Raw genomic sequence first — 21,404 nt, 5'->3', positions numbered from 1 at the left:
CCGCCACGTGAGTGGTCCATGGCAAAGGCCCAGTTCGCCGTCATCTTCGGCGAGCGCTTCATCAAGGCCATGGCGGCGTAATGTTCAACCGCCCGCCCGCACACGAAAATCCTGACAGGCCCGGTGAGGGTGATCATGGTAATCCCTTCATCACTCTTTTTCCCAACCAGTACCTGTATTTTGCAGCGATATTTCCCCGGCAAATATTCCGTGAAATCGCTGTCATGCTCGAAAACATCTACTTGCATGTGCATTGGTGCGGACGGCAGCAGCGGCGCGAGTTCTCGTCGGGCAGGGGACACGAGCATCGAAAAGCCCAAGAAAAATTCTTGGTCGTCCTCTTTTTCCAAATGCGCGCCGCTGACGACGACGCGGGACCAGATTTCGATCGGTTGTTCGGTGGAAATCTCGATATTCACGGGGAATTCGTGGACGCGCGTCGAATAGGGAAACCCGTCCACCAAACTGATCGACAATTTCATTAGTCGTTCTGCCTCCGTCATGAGCGTCGAGTATCAATTACCTGGGCGGCCCGCTGATTAGGCGGCGGCAAGGTCCGCGTCGATCGGGTAGACTGCATGCGCCTCCGCCGGTCACTGCTTCCAGAGACAGATCCGCGTCCGGGCGTTGACGTAGCAGGCGCCGCGTTTCGTCAGTCTGCCCAGATCACGATACGCATGCGTGGCCGGCTTGGTGCCGTTCCAGAACGCTTGCCAGCGTGGTCCCCTTTTGTCGCCGTCGAGCAACTCGCGGCGCACCTGGACAAAATAGTCGGTCGAGATTTCATCGGCGAACACCTCGGGCTTTCGGTAATCGACGCCTGAAAACACCTGGCGGGGTCCGTGGAATTCGAACGCGCCGCCTTCGCTGATCTCATAAGCGCATCGACCGGAAATGTAGGGGTGTCCGTCAATGTCGAGCCGGCACCGTCCCAGCTTGTATCCGGCAGGGAGGCGTTCGGCGGTAAGAAGGGGCGGGTTTTGCACGAGCTGCGTGTAGACATCGGCTACGTCCGGCAGGTCGCGCCGATCCTGTGTTCGCTGGGCATCCGCCGCTGCGGTGTAGAGCAGGAGCAGGGCCGGGGCGATCGCGTACCGCATCATGAGTTCCACAAAACGGGAAGACCCTTTTGAGATATAACGGGCGTAGAGCGGCGGCAATCGGATCAGCCTCCCCGCTTCCCCTCCGCCATCACCGTCTTCAGCCAATCCCCCACAAGCGTCACCAGCCGCGGCGAGCCCAGATTGGGGCCGAGCTTCGCGACTTCCTCTCCGTTGCCGGTCACGATGCCTTCCTGGAACCAGTGGCTGAGGCCGCTCAGCACGACGACGCGGGCGCGGGGGTTGGCGGACAGGGCCTGGCGGGCGGCGGGGGCTTCGGTGGTCGCGACGACCAGCGGGTCCTTTTCGCCGAACACCGCCAGCACCGGGATGCGGAGCGCCGCCAGGTCGGAGGCGGAGCGCAGGCCGTTGGCCGCCCATGCCTCGGGCGTGTCGATCATCGCCAGTGCGCCCTCGGCCTGGGGGCGGGGGAAGCCGGCGGCCTGGAAGCGGTCGATCGCGGCGCTGCGCAGCGCGGCGATGGTGGCGGGCGAGGCCTTGTCGGCGCGCGCCTGGAGCAGGGCGATCGCGGCGTCGGCTGCTGGGGCGGCGGCGGCTTCGGGGATGCCGGCATGGACCATCTGGCCCAGGATCGCGCGGTGGAGATAGGGGAAGCCGTCGCCGACCGATCCACCCAGCGTGACGATCGCCGCGATGTGCGGGTCGGCGGCGGCCAGCGCGGGGGCGACCACCCCGCCTTGGCTGTGGCCGATCAGGGCGATGCGCGCGGGGTCGATGTCGCGGCGGGCGCGCATCGCCGCGACCGCGGCGGCGGCATCGGCGGTCAGGCGGGCGACGTCCTCGACATAGGTGCCGGTCGACCCGGCGATGCCACGCTTGTCATATTCCAGCGCGGCGATCCCCTGACCGGTCAGCCGATCGACCAGCGGCACGAAGCAGCCGCGGCCATTGGGGCCATGGCCCTGGAGCATCACTGCGAGCGGGAAGGGGCCGCGCCCGGCGGGCAGGTGCAGCGTGGCGGCCAGCGTCACGTCGGGCTCGGACGGGATGCGCAGGTCGATGGCGATGCTGCTCGGGCGATACTCGGCGAAGCGGCGGGTGAGCGCGGCGCGATCTACGGGTCCGCGGACGAAGGCGACCGGGCCGAGCGACACCTCGGCATCGGCATGGCCGAGCTGGAGCGACAGCGACTGGCTGTCCGCGGCGAAGGCGGCCGGCGCGACGCCGGAGACGGTGACGAGCTGCCAGTTCGGGGTGAGCGACAGCGGGGCGCTGGCGAAGGCGGCATAGTCGGGGGCGCCGCCCTGGAGCGATGCGGTGAGGCGAAGCGGCCGCGCGGCGCGGGCCCAGAAGGCGGCGGTGACCCGCTCCCCTGCGGCGATCGCGCCGGGGATGCGGATGCCGGCGCCGCTCGACCAGGGTTCGGCGCGCCTGGCGGGGGGCTGGACGGTGATGGTGGCGGCGCCGGGGACGGCGGGGTCGAAGCTGTGGGCGGAGGGTGCGCCGTAGACCTGCCAGGCGGTGGTGGGGGTGACGGGCTGGGCACTGGCGGGGTGGGGGAGGAGGAGGAAGGCGAGGAGGAGCGTGAGGATGCGGGTGATGTGGGCTGGCATGGTGGTCCTCCCCCGGGGTGCGCGTGCTGAGCGCGTTTGGGGGAGTGAAGCAGAGGGCGCGGGGTTTGGATAGGGTGCTCCGGTGAGGCACCGTCATCCCCCTCATCCTTCCCACTCCCTTCGCAAGCGGGCCCCTTCCCTCTCCCCCTGTGGGAGAGGGAAGGGAGCCGGCGTAGCCGGCGGAAGGGTGAGGGGGAGTTGGGCTCAATCCCTTGCATCATCACCGGGCGCCCTTGGACCCATGTCGCCGCCAACCCGTTGACCGCGTCACTGCATCAGGAGTCCGCATGCTCGAACATGTTCCCGGTTGGATCGGATCCCTCTTCGCGGCGGTGCGCGCCGGGCATGGGAAGCTGGTGGTGGCGCAGCCCGGCATTGCCGAGGGGGTGGCCGAGATCGAATTGTCCAGTCCGGCCTTTGCCGCCGGCGCGCGGCTGCCCGATCGGTTTACCGCCGATGGCGAGGGGGTGTCGCCGCCGCTCGTCTGGGGGGCGCTGCCCGAGGGAACGGCGGGGTGTGCGCTGATCGTCGAGGATCCCGATGCGCCGACGCCGCAGCCCCTGGTCCATGCCGTGGTGTGGGCGATCCCGGCCGACGACCACCGGCTGGCCGAGGGGGCGATCGTCGCCGACGAGGCGGTCGAGGCGGGCCCCGATGTCGGGCGCAACAGTTACCTGGGCGAAGGCTGGCTGCCGCCCGATCCGCCGACCGGCCATGGCAGCCATGACTATGTGTTCCAGCCGTTCGCGCTGTCGAGCCTGCCCGAACTGGACGAAAGCCCCGGGAGGTCGGCGATCGTCGAGGCGATCTCGGGCCGGGTTCTGGGTGCGGGGGTGCTGATCGGCACCTATTCGCGCGGGCAGCCGTCGGATATCGCGTCGCACGACGACGCCGAACCGGTGGCGCCGGCGGGATCCGCCGGGCCGGCACTGGCCTGAAGCGGCAGGGGAGCGAGCGAAGACATGGCGGTGGACCTGGGCGCCGGATCGGTGCGGCGGCTGCTGATCGGCACGATCCGCAACATCTTCAACGATGCCGAGCGCGGCGAGACGCCGGTGGTGCGGTCGGACGACGCGCTGTACCCGCCGGATTCGGTGATCTGGCGGGTGCATGGCGACGTGACGTCGATGATGGTCGGCGGGGTGTCGGCGCTGCTGCTCCAGATGCTGCACCCCTCGGCGCTGGCCGGGGTGTGGGACCATTCGACCTTTCGCGAGGACATGCTGGGGCGGCTGCGGCGCACCGCGCGGTTCATCGCGGTGACGACCTATGGCGAGCGAGCGCTGGCCGAGGCGGCGATCGCGAAGGTGCGCGCGGTGCACGAGCATGTGAAGGGCAATTTGCCCGACGGGACGCCCTATACCGCGACTGACCCGCATCTGCTGGCCTGGGTGCATGTGACCGAGGCGGTGAGCTTTCTCGACGCGTGGATCCGCTATGGCGAGCCGCGCATGTCGGCGGCGGACCAGGACCGGTATTTCCTGGAATTCGCGGCAATCGCCCGCGCGCTGGACGCCGACCCGGTGCCCGAGACGCGCGCCGAAGCGGAGGCGCTGATCGCGCGCTATCGCCCCGAACTGGTCGCCGACGACCGGACGCGCGCAGTGGCGGACAAGGTGCTGCACCAGCCCTACCCGTCGCTGGTGATGGCGCCGGCGCAGGCGCTGGTGATGCGCGCCGCGGTCGACCTGCTGCCTGGCTGGGCGCGCGAGATGCACCGGCTGGGCCAGGTCCGCGCCGCCGTCCCGCTGGTGCGCGGCGCGACCGCGGGGATTGCGGGCACGATGCGCTGGGCGTTCGGGGGCGGGGTGAAGTGAGTGGGGCGATTCCCTTCCCTGGGAGGGAGGGGCTGTTCCAATAGGGGGCGCTCGAGGTTGACACGCCCTCCCCCGGCCCCTCCCGCAAGCGGAAGGGGGGATTGTCGCGCTGGCCTCGCGGTCTTGGCGTGATACAGGTTGCGGATGGTTGCTTCGATGCTGCTCCGGCTTTCGCTTCTCGCTCATGGTCTTGTCCCTCTCGCCGAGTGCCGCGCATGAGCGGTGCATCGGGGCGGGGAGGCGAGGCTTCCTACTCCGACACGTTTCGCCGGGAGCTGGTTGACGAGGCGCTGAACCGCACGCCGACGGGCGGCTTTCCCGAGCTGGAGAAGCGGCACGGGCTGAAGCCGGGGACGCTGTTCGACTGGGTCGAGGAACTGGGCGGGGATCTGGGCAGCTCGCCCTTTTCAGCGCTGCATGTGTGGATCGGGACGACGAGCGCCAGCGAGGCGGAGTTTGTGCACTATCTCGATCATGATCCGGCCTATTGGCAGGCCGACGAGGAACGGCGCGAGACCGCGACGGAGGATCTGACCGGGTGCGGCTTCTGCCGGGACCTGGGGCTGCGCTATCTGTATGACGAGGATCTGATGCTGGCGGTGTACCTGCCAGCGCCGGTGCCGGTCGGCGAGATGATCGACGAGGGCGCGCTGCGCACCGATGCCGCGCGCGAGGCGATGCTGGCCGAATGCGCGGCGCGCGGGATCGCGGAGGCCAATGCGATGATGGTCTATGGCGATCCCGACCTGGCGGTCAGCGACAGAAACTTGCTCTATAACGGACTGATCTACCTCGGCTGCTTCGCCGACGCGTGACGTGCGGGCGCGGACCCGATACGCTTCGGTCGTGGCGCGGTGCTGGTGCCGGTCGCCATTTCGACAAGGGGATATCGGGTGCGACTTCTTGCGTCGTTGCTGTCCGCCGCGCTGATCGCGCTGCTTTCGCCGACCGCCGTTCTTGCCCAGCAGTCGCCCCAGCAGGCGCCGCAGTCGCCGGGGCATATCACCGGGGTCGGTGGCATCTTCTTCAAGAGCAAGGATCCCAAGGCGCTGATGGCCTGGTATCGCGACGTGCTGGGCATCGATGTCGAGGCCTGGGGCGGGGCGCAGCTGCGCTATGATGCGCCCAAGCATCCGCCGGTGGTGATCGTCACCGCCTTCGACCTGGCGACCAAAGAGATGGCGCCCTCGACGCGCGAGTTCATGCTGACCTTTGCGGTGGACGACCTCGCCGCGTTCGTCGCGCGGTTGAAGGCGAAGGGCGTGACGATCGTGAAGCGCGACGACGGCGACCCGTTCGGCAAGTTCGCCTCGATCCTGGATCCGGATGGGACGCGCATCCAGTTCTGGGAGCCCAAGCCCGAATAGGCGGAGCGTCGAAGGCCGCCCGGCCGCCCGGCCGCGGCGGTCCGCCACTCACGAAAATGGGCGTGGAAATCGCGACCGACCCGGACCGCGACATCGAGGCGATGGACCGCGCCGCGCTGGCGGCCGAGGTGCGGCGGCTGCGCGCGGGGATTCGCGAGCATCGCGACGCCAGCGGGCATAAGCTGTGCTGGCATCATCCCCGGCTGTGGGGGCTGTTGCCCGAGCCGGCGGACCCTGCGATCCTGGTGCCGGAGTGGCCGCACTTCCTGCGCGGCTGCATCGCCTATCGCCAGTCGCTCGACGAGCAGGCGCCCGACGCGCCGCGGTGCGATGAAGCGTATGAGGGGCGGGGTGGCGGGTGAACGGGCGGGCGGGGCGGCGTCAGCGCTCGCCGAAGCGCGCCCAGAGCCGGGGATAGCGTTTCGCGAGGTCGGCGGGGTTTTCGCTGAACGGGGTGCCGGTGGGTTCGGTCGGCGCATCGGCCGAGGCATCGGCCGGCATCTCGTCGGCGCTCTTGCCGGTCTTCTCCGCCCAGGCTTCGCGCGCGACATGGGCGATCTCGTAAAATTCCAGCTCGCCCTCGCTGTCCGCTGGGAGTCGTTCCGCCAGACGGTCGGGATCGGCGGTCACCGCATCGAAGGTGGCGCGGCCCTGCGCGATCAGCCAGCAGCGGAACAGCGCGAAGCCGTCTTCGGACGCGCCGCCATTCGCCACATAGGCGGCGCCCCACAGCTCCCATCTGTTCGCGTCGCGCATCGCCGCCACGAACTGCCGGTGGAAGTGGACGATCTGGTCGGCGGACAGGCGCATCAGGCCCGCACGCAGGGTGGCGAGTTGCGTCGGGGAGCCGGCGCCGTCCGCGGCGGAACGGTCGATCAGCGCCCAGAATGCGTCCTTGTCGAGCGGGGTGGCCTGAGGTGCCGTGGGTGGTTGCGCGGCGGGGCTCGTCAGAGTCGCCCCGCTTTGCAGGGCGCTGGTCCCGACAAGCGCGGCGACGGCAAGGCCGCGGAGAATCCGGTCGTGCATGATTGCTCCCCTCTCGAGCACATTATGCGGCGAATTGCGTGAGGCGCAAATTGCGAGGGCTGGCCATGTTGCTGCGTGCAGGCGGGGGCAGGCGGTGCCAGCTTAGGGCGTCGGCGCCGACCGCCGGCGCGCGGTCAGGTCGCGGGCATAGGCCTGGACGGTGGGGCCGACACAGGTCTCCATCTGCGGCACCGTCTTGACCGTCTTCGCGCAGGTCAGGACCGCCTCGCACATCATCGCGTCGAACGCCGGATCGCCGCTGCGCCGCCGGAACACGCAGATCGGGGCGCCGGTCTTGCGATCGGTCTTCGTGCTCAGCTTCAGCCGGCGCATCCGTTCGCCGATCACGACGATCTCGTCGGCGGACGGGGGCGGGGCCTCCTGGACGTGCCTGGGCAGCAGCAGCGTCGCGGCGAGCAGGAGGGTAGGTGTCATTGTCGCAGTCCCCCATGTGCGGGTCCGGGCGGCGCGATGTCGCCGGTGCTGGTCCCGCACGGTCAGGTGATGCCAAGCGGGTGCGGTGCGGGCAAGGTGGGTGACGGAGGTAAGAGGGGGCTGTTTCCGCGCGCCTAGAATCCCTCTCCTCTTGTGGGAGAGGGAGGGAGCCGGCGTAGCCGGCGGAAGGGTGAGGGGGAGTTTGGCTCGCGGCCTCGTCAACGAGTTGCGCCCGCGGCACGGCCTGCGACCCGCTCCCGCACGCTTGCACGCTTGCACGATCGCGAAGATGCGTTACGCTCTCGCCGGCTCTTTCGGGGGAAAGAACATGCCCTATCGCCGTGCCCGCTGGTGGCTGTTGCTGCTGTTTCCGCTGATCGCCATCGCCTTCTGGCCCGGCTATTTCGGGCAGCTGGGCGAGGCGCCGTTCGCGCTGCATGCGCATGGGATCACCGCGACCTTGTGGCTGCTGCTGCTGACGGCGCAGAGCTGGTCGATCCATGCGCGCAGGGCCGGCTGGCACCGGGCGGCGGGGCTGGCGACCTTCGTTGTGCTGCCGCTGTTCGCCGCCGCGGGCCCGCTGGCGCTGCAGGGCATGGCGATGCTGTGGCGCGATCAGGCCGATCCGTTTCATTCGGCGTTCGGTGCGCAGCTGGTGATTGCGGACATGATCGCGGGGCCGACGGTGGTGGTGCTGGCGGTGTACGCCTTCGTCCAGCGCCGGCGGGTGACGGCGCATGCCTCGGCCATGCTGGCGACGGCGCTGCTGGTGCTGCCGCCGATCATCGGGCGGCTGTTTCCGGCGATTCCCGGTTTTCCGCATGGCGGCTGGGCGGGGTTTGCCGGGTTCCGGCTGTCTTTCCAGCTGGCCGAGGCGATCACGCTGGCGATCGCGGTGGCGCTGGCGGTGAAGAACCCCGCCGCGCGGACCGGCTTCGGCATCGCCGCGGCAGCGACGATCGCGCAGATGATCGGGTTCGAGACGATCGGCAGGAGCGAGCCATGGCTGCGCTGGGTCGACCTGCTGACCCGCATCCCGGCCGCGCCGATGGCGCTGGCGGCGGGAGCAGTGACGGCGGCGCTGCTGCTATGGGCGTGGCGCCGGGTCCCGCCACGGGGGCAGGCCGCGGGCGATCGGGTGTCGGCGGAGGGGGCGGTGCGGGCCTAGGAACCAGCTCTATTCGGCGAAGGCGATCAGGTTGCCGCCGGGATCGCGCAGGATGAAGGTCCGGGCGCCCCAGGGCTCGCGCTTCAGCCGCTGATGCCACGTGACCCCGGGAGCGTCGAATGCGCGGGCCAGCGCCTCGATCCCCTCGACCAGGATCGTCGCGGCGAGCGCGTCGGCCTCGCACCCGCGAAAGCCGGCATCATGGACCGGACCGTCGACATGGCGCAGGTTGAGGCGCACGCCGCCGCGGCGGACTTGGGCATAGAAGGGCGGGTCGCCGTGCACGAAGCCCAGCCTGAAGCCGAGGCGATCGACATAGAAGGCACAGGCGGCGGGAAGGTCCGGCACGAACAACTGGGGTTCGGCGGCGATCAGCCTTGGCGTGTCAGTCATGGTCGTCGTCCTGTGGATCCTCGGCAAGGCGCAGCATGATGTCCGATGCGGCGAGCAGGGTGGCGCGATCGGCATCGTCCAGCCGGCCGGCAATCGCCGCCGCCAGCCATTGGCGCCGCCGGGCAAAGGCGCGGTGCAGTGCGGCGCGGCCGGTATCGGTGAGCGCGATCAGATGGCGGCGGCGATCGTCGGGATCGACCGTCCGCTCGATCAGCGCGTCCTGGTCGAGCCGCGCGAGCAGCCGGCTGAGCGATTGCGGCTGCAACCCCTCGCTGCGCGCCAGCGCCACCGCGCTCATCGGGCCGCGGCGATGAAGCGAGGCAAGCAGCGCAAGGCCGCTGCCGGTTGCCTCGCCCTCGCACGCGGGCTGGCGCAGGCGACGGGCGAGACGGAGTGTGGCGCGCACGATTTTCGCTTCGTCGGACTCGGGGGCGGTCGGGTGTGACATATGATACGCATTGCGTATTAATTATCGCGCGTCAAGCTCGGGGGAGTCACGCGGCGCGTCAGGGTTGGGAGGGGCGTCCGCGGCTGTCCAGGCGAAGGGATAAAGGCGAGCAGGTGATCCCTCGGGAGGACGCTGGTCTTCATAGCCCCGCGTCCGGGATGTGTTGCACGTGGACCGCGGCATTCCAGCCGGGGTGACGGGTGGGGATATCGCGGTTTCGTCAGATCGCGGCGGAGTTTCGGTTATCCTCGTGCCGCGCGCTCACCCCGCGCAGGCGGTGCGGCGCTTGTGGATCAGGCCGAGGATGGCCAGGCCGATCAGGATGCCGGGGATCACCGCGAGATAATCCGGTGCCTGTTCGAACCGCATCGCGGCGATCACCGCGGGAACCGAAGCTGCGCTGAAAAAGCCGATACGCGTCATCGTCATGATCGTCGCTCCGCGAGGGTGGTGCGATATTCTGTCTGTGCGAGGCACAGGTCAAGCGGGTCTGCAGGGCATCGGCGGGGAGGGCGCTGGCTGGTCGCTCCGATCCGGAGGCAATGCCGCCTTCCTGCGATCTGAGGGGCGGGGCTATGGTTCGGGGTGGCCGGTTTTGGAGACACGACATGATCAAGCTGCTGATTGCCGCGACCGCGCTTTCGCTGGCGGGCGGGCCGGCTTCGGTGCAGCGGATTCCGGCGGACTTCGCCAGTGTCGGCGAGGATCGCAGGGCGATCGAGGCGTTGCTGGCGACCTATACCCGCGCGGTGTCGACCAAGGACCAGGCGCTGTTCGAGACGCTGTTGCTGAGCCGGGACATTCCCTTCTCGGGGATCGGGGCGGCGCTGCCGGCGGACGGCAATGCGGCGGGGCTGGCCAATTATGAACGTTTTCGCAAAGGCGTGTTCGAGGGGCGGCCGTTCACCCAGCGATTCCGGCAGGTGCGGATCGAACAGGATGGTGCGCTGGCCAATGTCCGGCTGGTCTTCGTCAACAGTACGGCCGACGGGCAAAGCTGGGGGTGGAAGACGCTGCAGCTGGTCAAGGCCGGCGGGCGGTGGAAGATCGCGAGCGAATTCTATACCAGTCACAAGCAATAGCAGGCGATCGCGCGAAGGTCGGTTCCAATAGCCTCGGGGTCGCGGCGGGACATTTTCCGCGTCGGCGTCAGTTCCGGCCGTTGCGGATACTGACATCGAGCGCGAAGATGAACGCCGGATTACATCTTCTTCATGGAGCGCGATTGTAAGCGGGCGTTCAGGTGGGCGGGATCAGCCTGTTGCAGCGGGCGGGTTTTCGCGAGGAAGGTCGCATGTTCAGGGTGATGACGGCAATGGTTTCGCTGGGGGCCACCCTGGCGATCGCGGTTCCGGCCGGCGCGCAGATTTCGGTCGATATCAGCGTGGGCGTGCCGCCGCCGCCCCTTCCGGTCTATGAACAGCCGCCGCTGCCCGGGCCGGATTATATCTGGACGCCGGGTTACTGGGCGTGGGACGATATCGTCGACGATTATTACTGGGTGCCGGGCACCTGGGTGCTGGCGCCGCGGCCGGGGCTGTTGTGGACGCCGCCCTGGTGGGGATGGGACGATGGCGCCTATGTCTTCCATTCGGGCTATTGGGGCCCTCATGTCGGCTTCTATGGCGGCGTGCCCTATGGCTATGGCTACACCGGATACGGGTTCGAGGGCGGATATTGGCGCGGCAATCACGTCTATTACAACCGCGTCGTGACCAACGTCACCAACGTCCACATCACCAACATCTATCAGAAGAACGTGGTGGTGAACCGCGTCACCCGGATCAGCTATAATGGCGGACCCGGCGGGGTGCAGGCGCGGCCGGCGCGCCAGGACCTGATCGCGGCGCACGAGGCGCATCTGATGCCGACGCGCAACCAGTTCCAGCATCTGGTCGCGGCAAGGACCGATCCGCGCGCCTTCGTGACCGCCAATCGCGGGCGACCGCCGCTGGTCGCGACGCCGCGGCCGCTGGCGGCGCCGGGCGGGCCGGGTCGCGGCATGGCACCGCCCGATGGCCGCGCGGCGTTTCGCGATCCGCGGATGGATCGAGCCATGCCGGTCGACGAGCGCCGCGGCGACCCGCCGCCCTTCGCGCGCGAGCGGCCGATGGACGAACCGCGCCCGCGGTCCGACGTCCGCGGCGGCGGTGTGCCCTCGGACCGTCCGCCGCCGCCGGTTCATGGGCGGATGCAGCAATCGGGCTGGAGCGACCGCCCGGCACCACCGCCGCCGCACCGCATGGCAATGCCGGTCCCGCGCCCCTTGGCCGGCCCGCCGCGCCCGGCCTATCATCCGGCGCCCGCGCCGCGGCCCAAGGCGCCGCCGCGGCGCGACGACCGGCATGATCATCATGGGTGAGGCGGGCGGGTGACAGGTTGGAATTGATGCGCGCAGAGACGCAGAGGCGCAGAGAGGGTGTGGGGGGGGAGCGAGCTCTGCCCTGGACCAGGATCGATGACCCGGGCCGCGTGCGCGACCCCTCTGCGTCTCCGCGTCTCTGCGCGAACATGATCGCGCGTGCGCATGACTGCGCAGGATCAGGAGAATGGATCAATGAAGCCAGCTTTAGTCGTCGCCGCACTGGCCCTTGCCGGATCGACGCCCGCGCTCGCCGCCGATCGGATCGGCGAACGCTGTACCGGGACCGAAACGCTGCAGGTCGGGGCAAAGCCGCCAACCCACGTCCCCTATACCCTAAGCTTCAGCGCCGATCTGGCCGCCGGGACCTATTGCTATGACCGGTGCGGGGCGGACCAGAGCTACCGGATCAGCGAAGCACGATCGAACCCGGTGAAGCTGGCGAACCTCCACCGCGGCGGCCAGGAGCGGCTGCTCACCTTCGACCGGCGGACGGCGGCGTTGAGCGATGACCAGCGCTTCGAGTCCGGCCTCGGTAGGGTCGTGCGCAAGGCACAAGCGACCTGCGTGCCGGCGGCGTTTCACCAGCCGGTGGTGCGCCGGTAGCGGCGGGTCCGGAGCATGCGTGGCGGCGATCACGTGGGAAGGCGAAGGGTGATGGGTCCGATTGGTTCGCGCAGAGACGCGGAGACGCGGAGAGGATGATTCGAGGTCGGGCGTCGTGGCTTCCCCCAAGCAATCTTTGCGCCTCTGCGACTCTGCGCGGGGCCCGGATTCGATCCGTCAAACGCGCCGCGAAGGCGGGCATCGGCACATAAGGCCTTTGAACCTGAAGCGTCGAATAATGTGGCTGACCTGCACCACGCGCATCAGCGGTGCTTCAGGATCCAATCGCTGATCAGGGTGAGTGCCTTTGGCGAGAAGGTTTCCGCGATCTTGCCATAGTCGGCGGGGGAGCCGGTGGCGCTGGTCTGGAACAGGTGGTTGAGGCCGGGCAGCTCGACGATCGTCACGTCGCGATTGTCGCGCGTCGCCTCGCGGATCGCCGCCAGATTGGCCGCGGCCGGCACCTGGGTATCGGTGCCGCCGTTCAGCGCCAGCAGCGGTACGCGCAGCCGGGCGAGTGGCGGGCGCGGATCATAGGCGGCGATCGAGCGGAACCAGGGGGAGGCGACCGGCCCCGCCTGTGACGCGGCCTGTTCGGGCGACATCCCGTCCTCGATCAGGATGCGGGTCGCGGCCGCCTTCGCTGCTTCGCCGGACGGCGCCGCGATCACCGCCTGGACAAGGCGGCGATTGGTCTCGCCGTTGCGGGCGCCCTTTTCCGGGGGTTCGCCCATGGCGCGGCTGATCGCAACACTCTGGGCCGCGAGCAGGTCGGCCATCGGGATTCCGGGCCCGGCCAGCAGGACGAGGAAGCCCAGTTTCGGGTCGCGCTCGGCCACCATCGGGCCGACGAGTCCGCCCTCGCTATGGCCGATCAGCCCGACCTTGCCGATGCCGTTCTGGCGGCGCAGCCAGGCGAGCGCGGCATGCGCGTCATCGGCGAAGTCGCGGGTCAGCGCGGTGCCGAAGACGCCGGTGGACCGCGCAGTGCCGCGATCGTCGCAACGCAGCACCGCGATCCCCGCGCGCGTCAGATGATCGGCCAGCACCGCGAAGGGCTTGTGCCCGAACAGGGCTTCATCGCGGTCCTGGGCTCCCGATCCCGTGACCAGCACCGCCGCCGGTACCGTCCCGGCACCGGCGGCGGTCGCGGCGGGACGGGTGAAGGTGCAGGACAGGCGGACGCCCGCCACGCTGTCGATCGCGACATCCTGTTCGACATAGGGGAAGGGCGGCTTGGGCTCCTGTGGCCGGCTGATCGCCGTTTCCTTGCCGGGTGACAGGACGAGCGGCAGGGCGACGCCCTGGGTCCAGCTGCCCGCCCAGTTGCCGGCGGCGGCGTCCCAATGCGCCGCGTACCGTCCGTCGATCGACGGCGCGTCAAAGGAAAAGTCGGTCCCGGCGAACGTCACATTGGTCAGCTTGAGGTCTTCCCCTCCCTGATCAGGGCTGCCCATCGTGCCTGAAAGCGAGCCGTCGGCCGCCTGAGTAATGGTCACCTCGATCCGCAGCGTCGTGGCGCCGACCGTCAGCTGTCCGTGCCACTCGCCCGCGGCGTGCTGCGCCCATGCCGGGGCAGGCGCGATCAGCGCGATCAGCAGCGCCAGCCAGGTCGCAATCCATCCGCGCGTCATCGTCTCGCTCCCCGCCGCATCGGGATCGGTAAAAGTCCCGAAGGCTTTGGCGCAGCGTGAAAGCCGCGCCCGGAATTGGCAACCGGTTTTGCGAGCCATGCGTCGAGCGCAGGTGCCGGATCGGGCGGGGCGGAGAAAGGTTCGCGCGAAACGATCTTTGATCCGGCCACTGGAGTGCCGCCGGCGCTTACAGCATCCGCGGCAGCACGTCGGTATCGCGTCCGCGGTCGAGGAAGCGGTGCTTGAGGACGCCGGCGACATGGAGGACCACCAGCGCCAGGAGGGTGTAGGCCAGCTTCTCGTGCAGCCAGGCGAAGACGGCGGAGGCCTGGTCGTTCTTGGCGAGCAGTTCGGGCAGGTGGAAGAGGAAGAACGGCACGCCGTCGCTGTGCGAATAGGTGCTGGACATGGCATAGCCCATCAGCGGCACGATGATCGCCAGCGCCAGCATCGCGTACTGGACGATGGTCGACAGGGTCGTCTCCCAGCGGGCCAGGCCTGCGGGATGGCGCGGCACCGCGCTGCGCACGCGCACGAACAGCGCGATGACGCCGACCAGGAAGGCGAGCACGCCGAACTGCTTGTGGACCGGATAGAACCATTCGAACCGGGCGACCGTGCTTTCAGGCAGCGTTGTCATGACCCAGCCGAGCAGGATCAGGCCGAGGATCAGCCCGGCGCGGGTCCAGTGGAGCATCCGCATCGCTGCGGGGTAACGGTCCTGAACCTGCATCGATCGATCCTTCGTCCCGGGCGGGAGCCCGTCGCCAATCCGTCCTGCCGGCGCGCGCCGGCGGAGATCGTGATGCTGACACAGGGGCGCGGCGGGGGAAAGGTCCGCTTTGGAAACGATCCGGTTCGAAAAGCGGCAGGGTCCGGGCACGTGGCGGGTTGCGGTGCGACCGATCCGCAGGATGCAATATTTGGAGCGTAAGCGGCAGCAGCTAAATGCCATCGCGCGGGATCAGGTCGGGGCATGGTCAGGCCGGCCATCGTTCGGGACGCGCAGTTCGAACACGGGGAAGATGCCACAGGCTTTCATTTGCCGACCATCGTGAAAAGGCCGTCGGTTCGCAACGATCCTCTGTCGCTTATCATCGAGGCCAATGTGCGATACCTTGCGCCGAGAGACGGTTCGCACTGTTTGCGAGGTAGCGATGATCGAAACGATTATGCTTCTGTCGACTGCCGCGTTGTTGACGCCGGACGGATCGCCCGATCTGACAGGGCCGGGGCGCTTCTGCGGCTTTGCGCCGATCATCGACCTGTTGCCTGGCGAGACGATTACCACGCGGGAGATCGGCATTCACAGCGGCAGCTTCCGCTGGACCGGCGAATTCGGCGCGTTCGAGGTTCGGGGTATCGGCTGGGCGAGCCAGCCCAAGGGGCACCTCATCCGCAAACCGACAGGCGCGCAGCCGGGGCGGTTCAAGCAGCGCCGCGACAAGGGCAGGTTCGTCGTCGCAATCTGGAACGGCGGGCATGGTGCCGCCTATTTCACGTCGGAAAGGCTGTTTTCGGCCGCGCAGATCGCCGCCATCGACCGGGTAACCCTGTTCGAAGAGGGGCAATCGCCGCCCGAGGGGTGTACGCTGCGCACGACGTTCAACTGGGACTGAGGCTGCGCGGGGCGACGGCAGGCCGGGCGCGCATCCGGCTAAGCGCCGGCGCCCGAGCGTGGCTCCGACCGGCGGCGAGGATCGGCACGGAATCCCATGGGGGCGGGGAGTGGCGGGCCGGAGGCGGCCGGTGAAGGCGATCATTGCCGTGGCCAGCGCGACAGCCGCCAGCACCATTGGACCGATCGCGAGGTAAAGTGCGGCCACGGCCACCGCATCGCCCACCTGGGGGAAGGGGATATGGCTGTAGCCGAGCGTCTGAAATGTGGAGGAGTAGAAGCAGCTTAGCACACGACGGCCCCAATATAGACGGTCGCGGCAGTCGGTTCGAACTGGCAACCGTCGTAGCCGATCCCGGGGTTGCATGCGGGGCGTACGCGCGTCAGAGCCGCAATGAAGGGAGCGCGATGTGATGCGGTCTGGAGTAGGATCCCTTTGCCTGGCGGCGGCGATGCTCGCCCCGGGTGCTGGGTGGGCCCAAGCGCCCGATATGGCTGTGCCGGTCGGAAAGGCGCGATGACGGGGGAGCGCGACGGTCCTCAGGAAACGGCGCCGGATGTCGTGGCGGTGACCGGCATGCTGGAAGCGGGCGAGACCACACGCGCGCTGGCCTATGTCAAAGGACGCAACGGGCTGTCGCCGCGGTGGCGGCTGGTCATGCTCCTGTGCTCGATGATCGCTGTCGGCGTGCCGGTGGGGAAACTGGTTTCCGGATCCTGGCTCAGCGCGCTGCTGACGGTGGAATTCACCATTGTCGGCCTGATCGGCGGCGCGCTGCTGTTCGAACGGGTGTGGATCCGGACGATGCGCAAGGCGCTGGTCGAGCGGGGACAGCCGACCGAAACGCGCCTGACGTTCCGCCTCGCGCCCGACGGGCCGGCCTATGATCTGGAGGCGTTGGTGATGACGGCGCGCTGGGACGCCGTCACCGATCTGTTCGGGACCCGGCACCACTGGATCTTCCTTGCGCAGGGCGGCGCGATGGTGCTGCCCCGACGCTTCTTTGCGACGCCCGAGGCCGAGCGTGCGTTCATCGCCGCGGCGGTGGCGCGGATGAGCGAGCCGGCGCGCGGTCGCAGCCCGGATGCGGTGGCACTGGCACAGGACTGACAGCGCCTTGAACTGTCGTCATCTTGGTGACCGTTACTTCAATTCAGCGCACCGCTTTGGCAAGCGCACTGATCGACCTGGCCGCCGGGGCGCCGTCATAGATGCCCAGCCGGTCGAGATCGACGCGCCAGCCTGAACCGTCGCCCAGAAAGACGACCGCGGTCTGGTAGGTCGGCATGGGGGGAGATGGGCTGGAGACGTTGTAAATCAAACCGATCCTTCGCGAGGTTCGGGTTGATGGTAAGGCGCCCGCGTCGATAAGCTCAACGCAGGTATAAGAGTCGGTTTTGCCGCCCCCGATCGTTTCCAGACGCTGTTTCCAGATGCGGACACCGCACAGACCGTGGCTGAGTCCGAATTTTCCGTTTATCTTCCAACCTCGCAGTGACACCTGGGTCCCGTCATCGAAGCGGATCGACCTGGCGGGGCCATCCAATTTCTCGGGATCTGCATAAGGATCCTCCGCCAGTTCGATGGTGGGGAACGTGAAATTGACGGGCGTGGACGAGGGCCGCGCGCTCATATCGTTGGTCGTCCCTCGCGGCGGACCTGCCGGTGCGCCGCACCCGGAGAGTGCCAGCGAAACTGCCGCAATCATGGCTGCGGTCGAACGGACGGTCATCGTACCGCCCTCCCGGGTGGACGCGGCGCCAGTCTGGCGTAAGCGTCCCTCATCTTGCAGTCATAGTCACCGTCCCGATAATCCTTGCCGTCGCGCGCATGGGCTCGGCTCCTGCGAGGTCGGGGCAGTGTATCTCGCGCGGAACGGCAGGCAAGGGGCCACCCATTTTGTGCGGCAATCGCGACCGGAAAAGTCAATCGGCCGCGGCCGGAAAAAATGGCAGCTCCAGTCCGTGTTCGCGCATCACCTGGATATAGAATTCCGTCCTGACGCGCAGGTCATCGGCCAGTTCCTGAAGGTCGTACCAGTGATCGGTGTCGGGCACTGCGCCGGCAAGCGCTGCGGCGGCCATCCTGCTGAGGTTGTGCAGCGTGTCGCCCTGGATGAGCATTCCGGGAAATTGGCGGCCCGGATGGCGGATCACCGCCGCGTTGCTCGCGTCCGAATAGATCTCGACGGTTTCGGTTCGCATCCTTGCCTCCTGTTGCCGGGACAGTGTCATAGTCGCACTCGGTCCTGGCGTGGACCGGCGGAATTGGGGGCGGGGTCTAGGCGTGTCGGGGGCGGGAGGTGACGATCAGTGCCGCCGCGAGGCCCACGCCGAGCAGGACCGGCAGGCCGGTGAACAGCGGCATCAGCCCGATCGAAAGCGCCGCAGCGGTCCAGCGGCCGTCGAGCAGCGCATGCTGTGACGTCATGAAGCCATCGAAATAGGTGCAGGCGAGCACGGCGATGGCGACGGCGTATATGATCGCGGTGGCGGTGCGGTTGCGCTCGCTGACGGCGGCGCAGACCAGCGCGGTTCCGGCGAAGGGGAGAAGCAGGAACAAGAGGCCGATCGGCGTCAGCATCGCCCATTCGAGATGGTCGGCCAGCGCCGTGGCGGGATCGCTGCCGGTGACCGTCATTCGGGCGACGAGGTCGGATCCGGTGACGCTGGCGACGAAGGCCAGGATGCCGGCCAGCAGATAGGTTTTTGCGCGCATTCGACGTACCTCCTGTTGTGCAAGTCTACCCTGTCGGTGGTGCAAGACAAGCTGGCGCGGGGAACGATGTCGGGGCGGATGATCCTCCGAGCAGGGCGCGGAGCCGGAGAAATGCACATATTCTGCGCGGCAGATTGACTACGCAGCATCGGCGATTCATCTTGAGCCATGCTGTCAGCAACTGCTCTCCTCTTCGCCTTGGCCCTCTCCCCTCAAAAACAGAAGGTTGTCCTGTCCGAGCAGGAGATTTCCACTGCCCTGACGCTCTTTCGCTATGATGATCGGTGTACGGAGGAGGGGGCCTGTCCGATGATCAACATCCATCATGTCGATGTGCGAAATCCACGATGCGTGACCGTCTCGGCCCGTGAGCATGCCAGATATCATGTCGAGGGTGTGAAAGTCGCGAATTGTACGTTTGAATCGCGGGTGAGGTTCGCGGGGAATGTCGGCGGCTGGCGGCGTGACAAAGAGGTATTGGTGCTCGAGCCGGGGCGGACATGGAGCGTCTGGGGTTACGAGTATCGCTAGAGGCGCCAGCGATCAGGTTGTCGTTCGACGTCGCGGCCTCAAGTACGCCGCCTCGTGCTTTCGCTTCCCGCAGTGCTTAGGCGGATGGAATCGTCCGCACCGAAGTGAGGAGATGGCGACACCGAGACAGTGGTCTCGTTCCGAGAGTTCCTAAGGGTTTTGCGGCTGGGACCTTGGGGCTCTACTTGCGGCGAGAGGAGCATGATGTGAAGCGATCGAGGATCTGGGCATTCGTTGCAGCAGCCGCGATCGGCGCGCCGTGCGGGGCGTCGGCGCTGCGCCGCTGGGGGTGATTCAACTCGAGAGGAAGACGAGGTGAACGTGGAGCGGGATGTGGCATTGTGGGCGGCGCCGGACGTCATGGAGGTCAGCGGTGTGCTAGTTGCGGGAGAGAGCACGCGCACGCTGGCCTATATCAAGGGCCGCAACGGGCTGTCGCCGCGCTGGCGGACGATCATCATCTTGTGCTCGATGGTAGCGATCGGCCTTCCGGTCGGGATATTGGTTTCGCCATCCTGGGTCGACGCGCTGCTTATCGTCGAGTTCACGTTCCTGGGTGCGATCGCCGGAGGGCTTCTGGCGCAACGGCTGTGGTTCTCCACGATGTGCAAGGCGCTGGTTGAACGCGGACAGGCCGTCGAGGCGACGCTGGCGTTCCGGCTGAGTGTCGATGGGTTGAGCTATGGCTATGAAAATGTGACGATGACGGCGCGCTGGCCGGCGCTGACCGATGTGTTCAGGACCCGTGATCACTGGGTATTTCTGGTGCAGGGTACCGCAATGGTGCTGCCCCGACGCTTCTTCGCGACGCCCGAGGCCGAGCGCGCGTTCATCGCCGCGGCGGTGGCGCGGATGAGCGAGCCGGCGCGCGGTCGCAGCCCGGATGCGGCCGCTCTGGCACAGGGTTAGGTGGGCGGGCAGGGCCCCGCGCGCTTACGCCTCGTGCGCGGCGGCGTAGAAGTCCTTTTCGTCGCGGCCCTTGTCGACGCAGAACATGCCGCCGCGCAGGGGCCTGGCGGCGGCGGTGATGGTCGTGCCGCGCAGCGTCAGGCCGTGCGCTATGGTGCCGCAGTCTTCGCTGGCCGCGATGCCGAACTCGGCCTTTTGCGCGGCGCTGGCAGGGGAGCCGATCACCAGCACCACCGCATCGATGCCGCGATCGGGATAGCCATGCTGCTGCACCTGGCCGTTCGCGCGCAGGAAGCGACACGGCGCGGCGGGAGCAAGGGCGATGTCGCGCTGGCCCGTGCGCCGGACCAGGCAGGCGCCGTCTCGCGCGAGCAGCGTCACCGGCCCCGCGCCAAGGGTCGTTCGATCGGTTTCGACGGTCTTTGCCGATTCTGAAGGACGCTCCTGCTGTGCAGCCTCGGAACTCGGCGAGCAGGCGCCCAGAAGCAGGGCGGGGAGCGCGATGCAAATTAGCTGAGCGGCCAAAACCAGACCTCCTTGCCGAGCGCAAAATACTCCGGGCTTCCACCCTTCATCAATACGCCGTTCCAGATATCGATGTGATCGGTCGGTCCCCATCCGTTTTGGATGAAAACGATGCCCGGCTTGCTGGCGTAGTCGGACGCCGTAACATTTTTCCTTTTGCCCACGGTGCCGAAGGTGGTGGGCCGGAGTGCAATCCAGTCGGCGAGTTCCTGCGCGCGCAGAATATGGCGCCGGTCGTGGCCCATATTCGGATAGCATTTTGCTCCATGGAAGCTGGATAGGTTGATGCCAGCTCCCGTCAGCGCAACGCTCATCCTGATCGCGCACTGGTTTGGAAATGCGACGGTGTCACAAGGGGAATTTGGATAGGGGTGCGCGTTCCAAATTTTAAGCCAAGTAATGGTCGGCATCTACGTCCCTCACACGCTAATGGAGTAGGATGCAATATCCACTACTACTTATGGTCGGCCAATTTCAAGCCATTACAATGATGACGCATACATGGTCGTCGAATGATCATGGCCTAGAAAAAATTCAACAGGCATTTATGATTGCAGCGATTGCGTAATGATGGAATTCAGTCCTGCCAGTAGTTCTGAGACGTTTACTGTATGAAATGCTCTGGCTTACCAATCGGTACGGTGTGCCCGCGCACCGTCACTTCAGACCGCGAAGGTCACCAGCCCCTCCGGGCTGATCGTCCAGGCGGGGTTCCACGCGATTTCCCAGGCGTGATCGTCGGGATCGGCGACATAGCCGCGAAAGCCGCCATGGTCGGGCGCGTCGCCGGTGCGCAGGAGGGTGCCGCCGGCGGCGACGAGGTGGTCGATCAGCGGCTGGACCTGGGCCTGTGCCGCGACATTGTGCGCCAGCGCGAAGGCGCCGGGACGGGTAAGGCCGGGGCGCTGCATGTCCGCCTCGAGCCGGGGCGTCAGCCAGGTGCCGAGGACGAAGCCGTTCATCTGGTAGAAGGCGATCTCGTCATTCTCGAACACAGGCGTCCAGCCGAAGCCGTCGCAATAGAAGCGCCTCGACCGCGCCGGATCGGCGATGCCGAGGGTGATGACCGAGAGTTGCTGCTGCGTCATGATCGTCTCGCCCAAGGGGCCGGGAATTCCGGGATTGCGGACGAGAGCGTTTTCACCTTCAGTGAAGACGCTCTCGTATTTTCG

28 protein-coding genes are annotated in these 21,404 nt (G+C 67.5%); 12 read left to right on the top strand and 16 right to left on the bottom strand.

The features are described from left to right. The 3 genes from TPR58_RS20860 to TPR58_RS20850 form a co-directional block, all read right to left on the bottom strand. Positions 1-482 (bottom strand): hypothetical protein (locus TPR58_RS20860; protein ID WP_346248697.1); only part of this gene is annotated, 482 nt, incomplete at its 3' end. A 111-nt stretch (positions 483-593) separates the two neighbouring features. Then, positions 594-1,160, bottom strand: a complete 567-nt coding sequence (locus TPR58_RS20855; protein ID WP_346248696.1) for a hypothetical protein — start codon at positions 1,158-1,160, stop codon at positions 594-596. A gap of 5 nt (positions 1,161-1,165) precedes the next feature. Further along, positions 1,166-2,674: a S9 family peptidase gene (locus TPR58_RS20850; RefSeq protein WP_346248695.1), complete on the bottom strand. Its 1,509-nt coding sequence runs from the start codon at positions 2,672-2,674 to the stop codon at positions 1,166-1,168. A gap of 287 nt (positions 2,675-2,961) precedes the next feature. Between TPR58_RS20850 and TPR58_RS20845 the strand changes: the two genes are divergently transcribed. The 5 genes from TPR58_RS20845 (at position 2,962) to TPR58_RS20825 (ending at position 6,220) form a co-directional block, all read left to right on the top strand. Continuing rightward, on the top strand, positions 2,962-3,612 hold the full coding sequence (locus TPR58_RS20845) for a YbhB/YbcL family Raf kinase inhibitor-like protein (protein WP_346248694.1): 651 nt from the start codon (positions 2,962-2,964) through the stop codon (positions 3,610-3,612). A 24-nt stretch (positions 3,613-3,636) separates the two neighbouring features. Further along, entirely contained in the window at positions 3,637-4,491 is an 855-nt protein-coding gene (locus TPR58_RS20840; protein ID WP_346248693.1) for an oxygenase MpaB family protein, read from the top strand. A 215-nt stretch (positions 4,492-4,706) separates the two neighbouring features. Beyond that, positions 4,707-5,306, top strand: a complete 600-nt coding sequence (locus TPR58_RS20835) for an immunity 22 family protein (RefSeq protein WP_346248692.1) — start codon at positions 4,707-4,709, stop codon at positions 5,304-5,306. A gap of 78 nt (positions 5,307-5,384) precedes the next feature. Continuing rightward, positions 5,385-5,858 carry a VOC family protein gene (locus TPR58_RS20830; protein ID WP_346248691.1) on the top strand — a complete coding sequence of 158 codons (474 nt, stop codon included), beginning with the start codon at positions 5,385-5,387 and terminating at the stop codon, positions 5,856-5,858. A gap of 62 nt (positions 5,859-5,920) precedes the next feature. After that, positions 5,921-6,220 (top strand): hypothetical protein, encoded by a 300-nt coding sequence (locus TPR58_RS20825; RefSeq protein ID WP_346248690.1) that lies wholly within the window; start codon positions 5,921-5,923, stop codon positions 6,218-6,220. Positions 6,221-6,239: 19 nt separating this feature from the next. On the opposite strand, the gene TPR58_RS20820 is transcribed toward TPR58_RS20825, so the two are convergent. After that, positions 6,240-6,884, bottom strand: coding sequence for a DUF4240 domain-containing protein (locus TPR58_RS20820; protein ID WP_346248689.1), 645 nt, complete (start codon positions 6,882-6,884; stop codon positions 6,240-6,242). A 102-nt stretch (positions 6,885-6,986) separates the two neighbouring features. Then, positions 6,987-7,319 (bottom strand): hypothetical protein, encoded by a 333-nt coding sequence (locus tag TPR58_RS20815; protein WP_346248687.1) that lies wholly within the window; start codon positions 7,317-7,319, stop codon positions 6,987-6,989. A 289-nt stretch (positions 7,320-7,608) separates the two neighbouring features. Between TPR58_RS20815 and TPR58_RS20810 the strand changes: the two genes are divergently transcribed. After that, the gene (locus tag TPR58_RS20810; protein ID WP_346248686.1) at positions 7,609-8,487 is read left to right on the top strand and encodes a hypothetical protein; all 879 of its coding nucleotides are present in this window, start codon (positions 7,609-7,611) and stop codon (positions 8,485-8,487) included. A 9-nt stretch (positions 8,488-8,496) separates the two neighbouring features. Here the strand turns inward: TPR58_RS20810 and TPR58_RS20805 are convergent, their stop codons facing one another. The 3 genes from TPR58_RS20805 to TPR58_RS20795 form a co-directional block, all read right to left on the bottom strand. Next, positions 8,497-8,880 (bottom strand): VOC family protein, encoded by a 384-nt coding sequence (locus TPR58_RS20805; RefSeq protein ID WP_346248685.1) that lies wholly within the window; start codon positions 8,878-8,880, stop codon positions 8,497-8,499. Then, complete coding sequence (locus tag TPR58_RS20800) at positions 8,873-9,286, bottom strand: MarR family winged helix-turn-helix transcriptional regulator (protein WP_346248684.1); 414 nt, start codon at positions 9,284-9,286, stop codon at positions 8,873-8,875. Before TPR58_RS20800 ends, TPR58_RS20805 begins: the two co-directional genes overlap by 8 nt. A 303-nt stretch (positions 9,287-9,589) precedes the next feature. Then, a complete protein-coding gene (locus TPR58_RS20795) occupies positions 9,590-9,757 on the bottom strand; it encodes a hypothetical protein (RefSeq protein ID WP_346248683.1) in 168 nt (55 codons plus the stop codon). A 179-nt stretch (positions 9,758-9,936) separates the two neighbouring features. Here TPR58_RS20795 and TPR58_RS20790 point away from each other — a divergent pair, with 179 nt between their 5' ends. From TPR58_RS20790 to TPR58_RS20780, 3 genes are all read left to right on the top strand, one after another. After that, positions 9,937-10,410: a nuclear transport factor 2 family protein gene (locus tag TPR58_RS20790; protein ID WP_346248682.1), complete on the top strand. Its 474-nt coding sequence runs from the start codon at positions 9,937-9,939 to the stop codon at positions 10,408-10,410. A gap of 212 nt (positions 10,411-10,622) precedes the next feature. Beyond that, positions 10,623-11,690, top strand: a complete 1,068-nt coding sequence (locus tag TPR58_RS20785) for a hypothetical protein (RefSeq protein WP_346248681.1) — start codon at positions 10,623-10,625, stop codon at positions 11,688-11,690. Positions 11,691-11,885: 195 nt separating this feature from the next. Further along, positions 11,886-12,296, top strand: a complete 411-nt coding sequence (locus tag TPR58_RS20780) for a hypothetical protein (protein WP_346248680.1) — start codon at positions 11,886-11,888, stop codon at positions 12,294-12,296. A gap of 263 nt (positions 12,297-12,559) precedes the next feature. On the opposite strand, the gene TPR58_RS20775 is transcribed toward TPR58_RS20780, so the two are convergent. Continuing rightward, the gene (locus tag TPR58_RS20775; RefSeq protein ID WP_346248679.1) at positions 12,560-13,930 is read right to left on the bottom strand and encodes an alpha/beta hydrolase family protein; all 1,371 of its coding nucleotides are present in this window, start codon (positions 13,928-13,930) and stop codon (positions 12,560-12,562) included. A 187-nt stretch (positions 13,931-14,117) separates the two neighbouring features. Then, on the bottom strand, positions 14,118-14,663 hold the full coding sequence (locus tag TPR58_RS20770) for a cytochrome b (protein WP_346248678.1): 546 nt from the start codon (positions 14,661-14,663) through the stop codon (positions 14,118-14,120). 424 nt (positions 14,664-15,087) lie between these two features. Between TPR58_RS20770 and TPR58_RS20765 the strand changes: the two genes are divergently transcribed. Together TPR58_RS20765 and TPR58_RS20760 are read left to right on the top strand one after the other, a co-directional pair. Continuing rightward, positions 15,088-15,549 (top strand): hypothetical protein, encoded by a 462-nt coding sequence (locus TPR58_RS20765; protein WP_346248677.1) that lies wholly within the window; start codon positions 15,088-15,090, stop codon positions 15,547-15,549. Positions 15,550-16,065: 516 nt separating this feature from the next. Further along, positions 16,066-16,659, top strand: coding sequence for a YcxB family protein (locus TPR58_RS20760; RefSeq protein WP_346248676.1), 594 nt, complete (start codon positions 16,066-16,068; stop codon positions 16,657-16,659). Between the two features lie 43 nt (positions 16,660-16,702). Here the strand turns inward: TPR58_RS20760 and TPR58_RS20755 are convergent, their stop codons facing one another. From TPR58_RS20755 to TPR58_RS20745, 3 genes are all read right to left on the bottom strand, one after another. Continuing rightward, a complete protein-coding gene (locus tag TPR58_RS20755) occupies positions 16,703-17,281 on the bottom strand; it encodes a hypothetical protein (protein ID WP_346248675.1) in 579 nt (192 codons plus the stop codon). 193 nt (positions 17,282-17,474) lie between these two features. Further along, positions 17,475-17,753, bottom strand: coding sequence for a DUF6959 family protein (locus TPR58_RS20750; protein WP_346248674.1), 279 nt, complete (start codon positions 17,751-17,753; stop codon positions 17,475-17,477). A 76-nt stretch (positions 17,754-17,829) separates the two neighbouring features. Further along, entirely contained in the window at positions 17,830-18,267 is a 438-nt protein-coding gene (locus TPR58_RS20745) for a hypothetical protein (RefSeq protein WP_346248673.1), read from the bottom strand. Positions 18,268-19,131: 864 nt separating this feature from the next. On the opposite strand from TPR58_RS20745, the gene TPR58_RS20740 reads away from it, so the two are divergent. Further along, positions 19,132-19,707 (top strand): YcxB family protein, encoded by a 576-nt coding sequence (locus tag TPR58_RS20740; RefSeq protein ID WP_346248672.1) that lies wholly within the window; start codon positions 19,132-19,134, stop codon positions 19,705-19,707. A 24-nt stretch (positions 19,708-19,731) separates the two neighbouring features. On the opposite strand, the gene TPR58_RS20735 is transcribed toward TPR58_RS20740, so the two are convergent. From TPR58_RS20735 to TPR58_RS20725, 3 genes are all read right to left on the bottom strand, one after another. Next, positions 19,732-20,088, bottom strand: a complete 357-nt coding sequence (locus TPR58_RS20735) for a hypothetical protein (protein ID WP_346248671.1) — start codon at positions 20,086-20,088, stop codon at positions 19,732-19,734. Between the two features lie 128 nt (positions 20,089-20,216). Then, positions 20,217-20,642, bottom strand: coding sequence for a type VI secretion system amidase effector protein Tae4 (locus tag TPR58_RS20730; protein ID WP_346248670.1), 426 nt, complete (start codon positions 20,640-20,642; stop codon positions 20,217-20,219). A gap of 252 nt (positions 20,643-20,894) precedes the next feature. Then, on the bottom strand, positions 20,895-21,320 hold the full coding sequence (locus TPR58_RS20725) for a VOC family protein (RefSeq protein ID WP_346248669.1): 426 nt from the start codon (positions 21,318-21,320) through the stop codon (positions 20,895-20,897). Between the last annotated feature and the right edge of the window lie 84 nt (positions 21,321-21,404).

This window comes from Sphingomonas rustica, from assembly GCF_039652585.1.
GTDB classification, from domain to species: Bacteria; Pseudomonadota; Alphaproteobacteria; order Sphingomonadales; family Sphingomonadaceae; genus Sphingomonas; species Sphingomonas rustica.
This window is presented reverse-complemented; position numbering and strand designations above follow the sequence as displayed.

Bases quoted from the DNA above. Each gene is read 5' to 3' on its own strand.
- TPR58_RS20850 (WP_346248695.1), bottom strand. From the start codon at position 2,674: ATGCCAGCCCACATCACCCGCATCCTCACGCTCCTCCTCGCCTTCCTC.
- TPR58_RS20845 (WP_346248694.1), top strand. From the start codon at position 2,962: ATGCTCGAACATGTTCCCGGTTGGATCGGATCCCTCTTCGCGGCGGTG.
- TPR58_RS20840 (WP_346248693.1), top strand. From the start codon at position 3,637: ATGGCGGTGGACCTGGGCGCCGGATCGGTGCGGCGGCTGCTGATCGGC.
- TPR58_RS20835 (WP_346248692.1), top strand. From the start codon at position 4,707: ATGAGCGGTGCATCGGGGCGGGGAGGCGAGGCTTCCTACTCCGACACG.
- TPR58_RS20820 (WP_346248689.1), bottom strand. From the start codon at position 6,884: ATGCACGACCGGATTCTCCGCGGCCTTGCCGTCGCCGCGCTTGTCGGG.
- TPR58_RS20815 (WP_346248687.1), bottom strand. From the start codon at position 7,319: ATGACACCTACCCTCCTGCTCGCCGCGACGCTGCTGCTGCCCAGGCAC.
- TPR58_RS20810 (WP_346248686.1), top strand. From the start codon at position 7,609: ATGCGTTACGCTCTCGCCGGCTCTTTCGGGGGAAAGAACATGCCCTAT.
- TPR58_RS20805 (WP_346248685.1), bottom strand. From the start codon at position 8,880: ATGACTGACACGCCAAGGCTGATCGCCGCCGAACCCCAGTTGTTCGTG.
- TPR58_RS20795 (WP_346248683.1), bottom strand. From the start codon at position 9,757: ATGACGATGACGCGTATCGGCTTTTTCAGCGCAGCTTCGGTTCCCGCG.
- TPR58_RS20790 (WP_346248682.1), top strand. From the start codon at position 9,937: ATGATCAAGCTGCTGATTGCCGCGACCGCGCTTTCGCTGGCGGGCGGG.
- TPR58_RS20785 (WP_346248681.1), top strand. From the start codon at position 10,623: ATGTTCAGGGTGATGACGGCAATGGTTTCGCTGGGGGCCACCCTGGCG.
- TPR58_RS20780 (WP_346248680.1), top strand. From the start codon at position 11,886: ATGAAGCCAGCTTTAGTCGTCGCCGCACTGGCCCTTGCCGGATCGACG.
- TPR58_RS20775 (WP_346248679.1), bottom strand. From the start codon at position 13,930: ATGACGCGCGGATGGATTGCGACCTGGCTGGCGCTGCTGATCGCGCTG.
- TPR58_RS20770 (WP_346248678.1), bottom strand. From the start codon at position 14,663: ATGCAGGTTCAGGACCGTTACCCCGCAGCGATGCGGATGCTCCACTGG.
- TPR58_RS20765 (WP_346248677.1), top strand. From the start codon at position 15,088: ATGATCGAAACGATTATGCTTCTGTCGACTGCCGCGTTGTTGACGCCG.
- TPR58_RS20760 (WP_346248676.1), top strand. From the start codon at position 16,066: ATGACGGGGGAGCGCGACGGTCCTCAGGAAACGGCGCCGGATGTCGTG.
- TPR58_RS20755 (WP_346248675.1), bottom strand. From the start codon at position 17,281: ATGACCGTCCGTTCGACCGCAGCCATGATTGCGGCAGTTTCGCTGGCA.
- TPR58_RS20750 (WP_346248674.1), bottom strand. From the start codon at position 17,753: ATGCGAACCGAAACCGTCGAGATCTATTCGGACGCGAGCAACGCGGCG.
- TPR58_RS20745 (WP_346248673.1), bottom strand. From the start codon at position 18,267: ATGCGCGCAAAAACCTATCTGCTGGCCGGCATCCTGGCCTTCGTCGCC.
- TPR58_RS20730 (WP_346248670.1), bottom strand. From the start codon at position 20,642: ATGCCGACCATTACTTGGCTTAAAATTTGGAACGCGCACCCCTATCCA.
- TPR58_RS20725 (WP_346248669.1), bottom strand. From the start codon at position 21,320: ATGACGCAGCAGCAACTCTCGGTCATCACCCTCGGCATCGCCGATCCG.